Below are 10,046 nucleotides of genomic sequence, written 5' to 3'. Positions count from 1 at the left end.
AGCTTCACCGTGTATACTAACCTTATTTCTCTCTTTTGTTCTTTCTGATTAATATATCTAATGTAATAGATTGTAAACTTAAGCCGTATATAATTAATTGCTTTGGCAAGTGCTTATTTGGAAAATTCTTTCTGAATTTTCTCTAGTACATTTTCGTTTACTAAATTAGTTGTTGAAACGCGCAACAATATCATACACAAAAACGATGAAGACACATTCTGCTAAAGCTGATTTGTATGTAATTAACCTAAACCAAAAAACTTTAAGTAAAAGTCTATTATTTTTATTACTACTAATCATAATTCAATCTTGTCAATCTGACCTTTTAATTGATAACAAATCAATCATTAAGAAGATTGATAAACTAAAATTTAGTAAAATAACATTCGAAGTTTCAATAGATGCTGATGAAAACATTATAGACACGCTTTCAATTGTCAAAACTAAAACAGATGATAATGGAAAAACCCTCTATACTATAAAAGAGTATTTGCCTAAAGTAGATGGACAAATAATACGACAAAGTTATTTTAGGAGTAATGAGGATTTATTTTACCAAGAAACTGCAGCAAGTGAAAAATTCAAATCAATCTTTCAAACTTTTATAAATAATGACAATGTAATTGAGAATGCTCAAATGATAAGTATTGGTTCTGAAGGTACGAATGACACAATATTTATGAAATATGACTACAAATATAATAATGATGAAAAAAAAGAAAGTCTATTTATAACATCTCAAACAGATTCTATTAATTCTCTAGACTATACAGAATATAATGAAAATGAAAAACCTGTACTCGGGTATTTAATACTTGACAATGACACTTTACAAAAACGGAAAATGAAGTACCTAAATGGAAAAATGATTGAATCAACTTATGAATTAAAAGAAACTTTTAGAATTAGAGTTTACACTTATGATAACAATGAAAATATTAAAACAATTTTTCTAAAAGAAAATGATACCATAATAAAAGCATCAGAAACTATTTTTGATAATAGTAAATATAAAAATACAGAATTGATAATCACTAAAGATATTCTGAACGATACAGTAACAAAAAGGAAAAAAATAACAAAAGCCTTACAACGGCCATAATTTATTGCGACTGAATTCCTAATCGGGATTTGTTGTCTTTAGGTTACAGTTTTAAAAAACATTGCGATTAGATGGAAGAACAGTTTATTGAAGAAAAAACATTTGAAAGAAAAGACTTTTCTAAAAACAAACTTATAAAAGGAGAATACGAATTATGTACTTTTTTAAATTGTAATTTATCCAATTGTGATCTTTCTCAAATTAGATTTGTCGATTGCGAGTTTCACGAATGTCATTTAAGTACAGCTAATATTTTTCAAACAGGGTTTCAAAATGTACTTTTTAAAGGTTGTAAAATGTTGGGGTTACATTTTGATAAATGCAGTGATTTTGGATTTTCAATAAAGGTGGACAACTGTCAATTAAATCATTCTTCATTTTATAAACGGAAACTTTCAACAACCTTGTTTAAAAATTCTAAACTTCAGCAAGTTGATTTTACAGAGTGTAATTTAAGTTCATCTGTTTTTGACGCTTGTGATTTACAAAATGCAATATTTAACAATACCGACTTACAAAATGCTGATTTTAGAAATGCTTCTAATTTTACAATCGATCCAGAAAACAATAAAATTGCAGGAGCTAAATTTACTTTAGATACAGTAGTTGGCCTTTTAACAAAATACAATATCAAAATAGAACCCAATCTATAGAACGTTTTTAATTTTCCATAATTTCAATTTCTATATAGAAACCTTTTTCATTGAAGTTTTCGTCCATAAAAACACATTTGACAAGAAATATATTTTCTGTTATTTCTTTCACCCATTCTGGACCCCAGTTTTTAGTTTTAAAATTTCCTAAATATGATAATTCTGAATCTTCAATTTTAAAAAATTCAAAACCTGATTCTGTATACTCTGCGACTAAGTCAACATTCACGGATAATATAAAGTCCTTCCTTTTATTAAAATATGGCTCACCAAACGTATTTAAAGTTTTTCCTGTTTGCTTACTAATTAATTTATAATCATTTCCTTCTCCCCATTGAGTTCTAACCAAGAATAGATTTTCATCAACAAAATAATTTTCAATAGTATTTTCAATCTCTTCTGTATTTGGATTTAATTCAATTAGTTTCCAACTATTATTCAATTTTAAATACAATCCTGTTGAATCTTTTTTTACGATAGAATCGAATTTTTTGATAAGAATTTCTTCCCTTAATAAAGATCGTCTGTGAGCATTATCTTCTGTTTTGGTAATCGAATCAATGTGTTTTTCAAACAAAGACTTTTCATAATCTAATTTCAGGTTAGTTTTTCTAATTTGAATAGATTTATCTTTAAAATTTAATAAAGTATCTATTCTTATTCCATTAACAAAAAATGGTGCTCTCTTTTTAGTTTTTACATTTTTTTCTGTCGTACTCTCTTTTTCAATTTCAGGTTTACTGTTTTGTACTTCTCGCTTTTCAGTTTTACAACTAACTATTATTAGAAATATAATTATTGAAATTCTCTTCATAATGTTTCTAAACACAGTAGTAATATTAGTGATAGTTATTAAAGTAGTCGATTAATTTTTACTTAACCAATATTCTGGGTTTAAGTTTTGTGAGTTCTTAGTCATTCTAAAATACAACAAGGACTCGCCAGTAAATTTATTGGTAAACACTTCACCAATCTCTTGACCCGTTTCAATTTCATCTCCTGCTTTGACATAGACTTTTGAAAGGTTTCTATAAATTGTAAGATAATCTCCATGGCGAACTAAAATTGCAGGGTTTGCATTTTTTATAACCATTATTTTAGAAACTTCACCCTTAAATACCGCTTTAACTTTAGCATTCTTCTCTGTTGCAATACGAATCCCAAAACTATTTTCGGTCACTGTATTGTCTATTAAAGAACGTTGTTTTCCAAATTTTAGTTTTATAACGCCGCGCTCAACAGGCCAACCTAGTTTTCCTTTATTTGCTGCAAAATTAGCAGCAAGTTTTTTTGCTGATGGCGTTAATACAAATGTTCCGCTAGACGATTTGCTTCCGGCTTTGGTATTAGATGCAGCAATGGCTTCTTTAATTAATCTGTCGATTTCTTTATCTATTCGGTCTGCTTCTTGGCGTTTTTTTCTAATTTGCGCAGTATGCTTACTTAAATCTTTTCTAATAGAAGCCATTAAACGTTCTTGTTCTTTGGTCTCTAATTCTAGAGTTTCTTTTGCCTTTTTATTTTCTTCTACAAGCTTTTTCTTTTCTTCTTTCTGCTTAGAAAGTGTAATATTTAAAGCCTGTAAATCTTGAGTTTTAACTTTAATTTCTTCGGCTTGCTTTTTCTGATATTCTCGATACTGATTAATATATTGCAAACGTTTATAGGCTTGTTTAAAATTATCTGAAGACAATAAAAACATCACTTTGCTTTGCTGAGATTTACTCTTATACGACTTTACAATCATTGCCGCATAATCTTCCTTTAATTCTTTTAACTGCGTTCTAAGGCTTGTAATCTCTTTTTGATTGGTGTTAATTTCTCTTGTAAGTTGATTGGCTTGGTCGTTAGTAATTTTAATTAAATTTTTACGAACATTAATTTTATAATTATAGTTCTCAACCAATGTTACTATAGACTGTTCTTCCTTTTTGCCTGATAATAAAAGTGAATTTATTTGCCGAATCTCTCTCAGTTTTTGCGTACGCTGAGCTTCGAGGTTTTTTAACTTCTGGCTCTGTGCCACAAGCATAGAACCTGAAAACAACATGAAAAGAAAACAAACAAAAAGCTTCTGATTATACATAGCTATTTAATAATAATCTCATCATAGCCTGAAGGAATTTTAAAAGGGAAACGTACGTCTTCATTTAATACTACAGATTTCATTTCTATAGTAATTGTAGCTTCGTCCGTATCTTCTACTGCTAAAATCTTAATATTCTGAGGTAATATTTCCTTATTTACTTCTTGATAAGATCCGTAATCTACCTGAAGAAAACGTCGTTTTTCTTGCTGTGCTAATTGTAAAGAGTTTAACTTAAAATGTGATGGATTAATTAAATAAAATAACTCTAAAATAGCATCTTGCTTTTTAGGACTTAAAGCATACGATTTTTCATGAACCTCAACTTGGTATGGCGTTTCTTTAGGGTTAGAAATGGCTTGACCCATCAATATATTTTGCACTTTATAAAAGTCTAATTCAAAGCCCACAAAATCACTCAGCAATTTATAGTTTCCATCAAAATAAGTATTGTCACTCTTGTTATAAAACCGAACCTCTTTAGGTGTAATCATCATCCGCGCTAAACCTAATGGTGCATTTAACCAAATGGCTTTGTCTTTCTCCATTCTAAAACCGAAAGTAAAGCCTTGTTCTTTGCCATCTTGTATTAAATCTATACGAGCTCTAGCTTTAAGTGTATTAAAACTAATATCATTTTTTTGATGTGCTTTAATAATTTGTTTCGCTGATAATTTAGAATTTGCTTCTCCAGATTCTATAATCGCTTTAGACGATTTGCAACCAACTAAAATGGTTGACAACATAAGCGCAAAAAAGATTTTTGAAATATAAGAGTTTATGTGGTTCTGTTGTTTCATTATATTGGAATGAGATTCTCACTTTTGTAAGAATGCTATTGTTGCGCTCTTAAAGCTTGTGCCTTTTTAGTAAACGTTTCAGACTTCGTAATATTATTATCTAACTTATATGCAATACTGAGTTGTGTATAAAAATCAGCTTCCATTTTAGGGTTTTCTATTAAAAAATCTAATCCTGTTTCTAAGCTTTCAATCGCTTTTTTGGGCTTTCCTATATTGTTATTAGCAACACCATTAACCAAGTATAATATAGGTTGCGCTGGGTATAACTCTAATGCATCTTCACTTTGTGTTACGGCTTCTTTATAGCGTTTTAAATCTATTTGAAGTAACAAAACGTCTTTTAATAATTTAAAATCTGTAGGTTCTTGTTTTAAAGCCTCATTAAAATTTTGAAGTGCTTTTTCTTTATCTCCAGATTTTAAATAATATTGCCCTAAATCTGCTAGTGTTTTTACATCTTTATTATCATCTACAGCAGCTGTAGCTGCTACTAAATCTTTTTCGTATTGTGGGTTTTTAGAGACAAAAGCCACAAAATCTTTTAAAACTTTAGATTTTACCTCAGGGTTTATTTCTGGAGTGTTTAATACAAGTTTCATAGACGCAATTGCAGATTCTGGATCTCCATCATCTAAATAAAACTTATATAATGCCAAATGTACCAGTTTAGAGTCTGGTTTAATTTTTAAAAGATTTTTTGCTGCTTCAAAAGCCTTTTTAGGCTTCCCAGATTGACTGTATCTGTATATAAGTTGTATATGATTGTCTTCGTTGTTAGGATTGTTTGCTATGCGTTCTTCTATGTTTTCAATTCTATCATCTGCATTGCCAGTAACGTTATATATTTTATTACGCATATCGTCTCTAACCTCGTTAGCTCCAAAATTGGTGTCTAGTTCATCTAAAATACGTAATGCCTCTTTATACTTCTCTTTTTTAATATATAATGTGGCCAAATCCATTTTGTAATCTGGATGATATTTTACCAATTGCTTAACCGTTTTTATAGCCTTATCAATATCATTTTGCTTAGAGTACACATCGTAAAGTTCATCTAAAAACCATTCGTTATCTGGCTGCATTGAAATCGCTGTTTTAAGGTTTTCTTCTGCAGATCCAAAATTATTGATTGAGTTATAGTTCTTCCCTAACTCATAAAATATTACAGGTTTTGTGCTATCTAAATTCAAACATTTTTGAAGTGCTTCTATAGCACGTTCATAGTTTTCAATACCTTTTTGCTTTAAGGCTTCAAAGAAGTGTTCTTGGTATTCGTCTTCAACATTTCCTAAATCATCATCCGGACGTTTATCAAAGTTAACTTGTGCAAATGATGTTTGAGGAATAAGTAATATTCCAAAGATGAAAATTAATATGTATTTAATTTTTTTCATACTATAAATTCCTGTCTTGCTCCACCGCTAAAGCTTTGGTGGCAAGCGTTCACAAGAATGACAAACAAATTTTATTCCATTGTTGTATAATCGCCAATACTAATCTTTGTAAAATTACCATCGTATTTTACATGATTGCCAATCATAGCTTCGTCTAAAGTAGCATTTTTAATTGTAGTCTGGTTCTGTATTAAGCTATTTTTAACGACTGAATTTTCTATAACTGTATCACTACCAATAGATACATTTGGTCCGATTGTTGAATTTTTTAGGATAACGTTTTCTCCAATATAACAAGGGTCTACAATATTTGAATTCTCTAGTACTACAGAATCATGTACTAATTGTTCTTCATTATCTGCATTTAAAAACCCTAACATTTTTGCATTGGTTTCTAGAGTCACTGCTTTATTTCCGCAATCCATCCATTCATCAACAGTACTTGTTTTAAATACTTTACCATCTGCCATCATACGTTTTATACCATCATTAATTTGGTATTCTCCTCCATTCATTACATTTTCATCTAACACTTCTTGTAGTTTTCCTTTTAAAACTGCAACATCTTTAAAATAATAAATACCGATTACTGCTTGGTCACTGACAAATGTTTCTGGTTTTTCAACCAATTCAACAATTTCTTCATTTGCGTTGAGTTTTACCACACCATAAGCTTCTGGATTAGCAACACGCTTGGTCCAAATTACGCTATCTGCATGAGGATCTAAATCAAATTCAGCTCTAATTAAAGTATCGGCATAAGCAATAACTGCTGGACCAGATAATGAAGGCTTAGCACTCATAATCGCATGGCCAGTACCTAAAGGTTGGTCTTGCCTATAAATAGATGCTTTTGCTCCTAGGCTTTCAGCAAGTGCTGTTAAACTCGATACCACATCATCTCCAAAAAACGCGGGATCTCCAAGGACAAATGCGATTTCTTCTATAGGTTGTTTTAAAACTTTTGCAATATCTTTTACTAATCGATGTACAATCGGTTGACCTGCAACTGGGATTAATGGTTTCGGTACTGTTAAACTGTGTGGTCTTAGACGTGAGCCTCGACCTGCCATTGGGACTATTATTTTCATCGAAAAACTTGTTTTTCGTTTCCACCAAAGTGGAAATCTCATTATGTTAAATTCTTATTTATAAATAGGTCTCGACTACGCTCGACCAGATATTTTATTTTTTATTAACTGTAACCGTTTGCTTAAAAGGCAAGTGATCAATCCTACTTTACTCCTGTGCTTCCAAATCCGCCTTCTCCTCTTGAGGTTTCCGAAAGCTCATTAACCTCTTCCCATTCGGCACGCTCATGTTTTGCTATAACTAACTGAGCAATACGTTCACCATTTTCTATGATGAAATTTTCATTGGATAAATTTACTAATATCACGCCTATTTCGCCTCTATAATCTGCATCAACTGTTCCTGGTGCATTAAGTACTGTGATTCCTTTTTTAGCTGCTAACCCACTACGAGGTCGTACTTGTGCTTCTGTACCAATTGGTAATTCAATAAATAAGCCTGTTTTTACAATGGTACGCTCTAAAGGTTTTAAGGTTATTGGCTCGCTAATATTTGCACGCAAATCCATACCTGCAGATGCAATGGTTTCGTAATGTGGTAAAGCGTGAGTTGATTTGTTGATTATTTTTATAGTCATATTCATTTTTGTCTATTCGTCACGATAACTATCAGAACGACAAGACATTAGTTTACTTTTATTTCGCAGATTCCTACCTTCGCAGAAATAACATTATTGTTTTCTTTTCTAAGATATATACCATTAATCCAAATATGATAAGCATCGATATTCCAACCGTATAATTTTCTCTAAATTGATAAAACGAAAATAAAGAGAATATAATAGATATGGATAAATACAAACTAATTTTCTTTAAGTTATAAGGTATTGGATAATACTTTCTGCCATAAAAGTAAGATAACAAAACCATACTTCCATAAGCCGCTAACGTTGCAATTGCAGAACCTTTATAACCTATGATTGGAATTAACCAAAAGTTTAATGCTAGAGTTACTATAGCTCCAAAAACAGAAATATAAGCGCCAAACTTAGTGCGATCCGTAATTTTATACCAAACTGATAAGTTATGATATATGCCTAAACAGAAACTTGCAATAAGTATAATAGGTACAATCCACATGGCTTCCCAAAAGGCTTCATCTCTTATAATTAGTACTTTTATAACATCAGCAAATACCACAACAACCAAAAGAATAACTGAGCCTAAAGCCACAAAATATTCTAAAATCCGAGCATAATTTTTTTGAGGATTGTCAGTTTTAGCATGGCTAAAAAAATAAGGCTCTATGCCCAACCTAAAAGCAGTGGCAAAAAGCGTCATAAATAATGCTAGCTTATAACATGCTGAAAACATACCAACTTCGCGTTCTGGATCTTCTGCATTAGATAGGCTGCTGTCTAATAATATACGATTAAAGGTTTCATTAATTGTAAATGCTAATCCTGCAATTAAAACTGGGAATGCATATTTCAGCATTTGTCTCCAAATCTTAGGATGGAATTTATAACTCACTTTACTATAGAACGGAACCATTAATACCAAAGTAAGAGCACTCGCTATTAGTGTTGCTATGAGTATATAACTGATTTCAAAATTTGGTTTATAAATCGGTTCTAAAAAAGAAATTTTCCTAACTAAACCTTTTAGCCATAATAAAAAGAAAAGGTTTAAACCTATATTTATTGCCACGTTAGTAATTTTAATAATGGCGTAACGCATTGGTTTTTCGTTAGCACGTAACCATGCAAACGGTATTATAACTAAGGCATCTAAAAGTAAAATCCATACGACATAATTGATGTGTTCTACCTTTATATCAATGAGTAATGAAATTTGTTCTCGTAATAAAAATGCTAATAAAAATATACCTAAGGAAGTGAATAGTATTGAAAGCGTTGATGTGCTAACCACTGCATTTTTATTTTCTTCTTTATTAAAGAATCTAAAAAAAGCGGTTTCCATACCATAAGCTAATATCACATTAAAAATAGCAAACCAAGAAAAGATAATCGATACTTTTCCATACACGCCTACTGCCAACACTTCGGTATAAAGCGGCACTAATAAAAATGTAAGCATCCTTGGTAAAACGGTTGCTAAACCATAGATAAATGTTTGTTTAAAAAGCCTTTTAAATCCGCTCAAAGTTTAGTGTTATGTCTTCAAAAAATAGAAACTCCTCTATTTATTATTGTGGAGTACTAGGATAAGGAGTCGTTTCTTTTTCTTCAATATCTGTGATTTTATAATACATACGTTTACCATCTTGTATATAGCTAACTACACATTCATTATTTTTAAGATTGAAAGGAATTTTAGGGCTTTCCTTTTCTTCTTTAACCGTTTCTTGGTCTAATAATAATTCGTTCCCAGCTGTATTAGCATTTGTTTTAAAATAGCCTATATACAATTCTTTATCATTAGGTTTTGTTTGAAGTTTTACAGATTTTCCCCTAAAATAAATAGAATCAAATTCAATGCCTTTAGGAAAGGCAGAATTTACATTAATAAACACATTAATACCGGATCCACCTCCTTTAACTCCTGCTGCCCAAGAAGTATAATACACCTCTTCAATGCCATTTAACGTTTTAAAATTAAGTGTATTATTTTTAGAACTAGAGCAATTATAAAAGCCTAAGACAATTATAAATGCAAAAAGTAAATAGGTAATCGTTTTTAATGAATTCATTTTATTATTTTTTAAGTACTATAAATATACTGAAATCAATGCGTATAAAAATGAAAAAAGCCTTACTAAAATGTAAGGCTTGATATTAATATTTTAATAAGGTTACTGCCTCCGCAGGGATTCATTAATTATTCAATGTTTTCCGGCTTTATTTAAATTTGACTTCCGCTATACTTCAGTCTAATTATTCAAAGCTTCCGGATTTATTTAATTTGACTTCCGTTATACTTCAGTCTAATTATTCAAAGCTTCCGGATTTATTTA

The 10,046-nt window shown here is 30.5% G+C and carries 10 protein-coding genes; 2 read left to right on the top strand and 8 right to left on the bottom strand.

Annotated features, from left to right (window positions below):
* The first annotated feature begins 205 nt into the window (after positions 1-205).
* Both K8Z87_RS13420 and K8Z87_RS13415 read left to right on the top strand, forming a co-directional pair.
* Positions 206-1,102 (top strand): hypothetical protein, encoded by an 897-nt coding sequence (locus K8Z87_RS13420; RefSeq protein WP_227478094.1) that lies wholly within the window; start codon positions 206-208, stop codon positions 1,100-1,102.
* 71 nt (positions 1,103-1,173) lie between these two features.
* Positions 1,174-1,755 carry a pentapeptide repeat-containing protein gene (locus K8Z87_RS13415; RefSeq protein ID WP_227478093.1) on the top strand — a complete coding sequence of 194 codons (582 nt, stop codon included), beginning with the start codon at positions 1,174-1,176 and terminating at the stop codon, positions 1,753-1,755.
* A gap of 7 nt (positions 1,756-1,762) precedes the next feature.
* On the opposite strand, the gene K8Z87_RS13410 is transcribed toward K8Z87_RS13415, so the two are convergent.
* From K8Z87_RS13410 to K8Z87_RS13375, 8 genes are all read right to left on the bottom strand, one after another.
* Positions 1,763-2,569 (bottom strand): hypothetical protein, encoded by an 807-nt coding sequence (locus K8Z87_RS13410; protein WP_227478092.1) that lies wholly within the window; start codon positions 2,567-2,569, stop codon positions 1,763-1,765.
* Between the two features lie 51 nt (positions 2,570-2,620).
* Positions 2,621-3,841 (bottom strand): murein hydrolase activator EnvC family protein, encoded by a 1,221-nt coding sequence (locus K8Z87_RS13405; RefSeq protein ID WP_227478091.1) that lies wholly within the window; start codon positions 3,839-3,841, stop codon positions 2,621-2,623.
* Between the two features lie 2 nt (positions 3,842-3,843).
* Complete coding sequence (locus K8Z87_RS13400; RefSeq protein ID WP_227478090.1) at positions 3,844-4,641, bottom strand: DUF4292 domain-containing protein; 798 nt, start codon at positions 4,639-4,641, stop codon at positions 3,844-3,846.
* Between the two features lie 35 nt (positions 4,642-4,676).
* The gene (locus K8Z87_RS13395) at positions 4,677-6,038 is read right to left on the bottom strand and encodes a tetratricopeptide repeat protein (protein WP_227478089.1); all 1,362 of its coding nucleotides are present in this window, start codon (positions 6,036-6,038) and stop codon (positions 4,677-4,679) included.
* Between the two features lie 71 nt (positions 6,039-6,109).
* Positions 6,110-7,129, bottom strand: coding sequence for a sugar phosphate nucleotidyltransferase (locus tag K8Z87_RS13390; RefSeq protein WP_227478088.1), 1,020 nt, complete (start codon positions 7,127-7,129; stop codon positions 6,110-6,112).
* 143 nt (positions 7,130-7,272) lie between these two features.
* Positions 7,273-7,707: a dUTP diphosphatase gene (gene dut, locus K8Z87_RS13385; protein WP_227478087.1), complete on the bottom strand. Its 435-nt coding sequence runs from the start codon at positions 7,705-7,707 to the stop codon at positions 7,273-7,275.
* A 73-nt stretch (positions 7,708-7,780) separates the two neighbouring features.
* A complete protein-coding gene (locus tag K8Z87_RS13380; protein WP_227478086.1) occupies positions 7,781-9,235 on the bottom strand; it encodes a lipopolysaccharide biosynthesis protein in 1,455 nt (484 codons plus the stop codon).
* A gap of 43 nt (positions 9,236-9,278) precedes the next feature.
* The gene (locus tag K8Z87_RS13375) at positions 9,279-9,782 is read right to left on the bottom strand and encodes a hypothetical protein (protein WP_227478085.1); all 504 of its coding nucleotides are present in this window, start codon (positions 9,780-9,782) and stop codon (positions 9,279-9,281) included.
* Positions 9,783-10,046 lie beyond the last annotated feature (264 nt).

The organism is Winogradskyella immobilis (assembly GCF_021887715.1).
Taxonomy (GTDB): Bacteria; Bacteroidota; Bacteroidia; order Flavobacteriales; family Flavobacteriaceae; genus Winogradskyella; species Winogradskyella immobilis.
The sequence above is the reverse complement of the archived record's forward strand: the minus strand, read 5'-3'. Positions and strand labels throughout refer to the sequence as shown.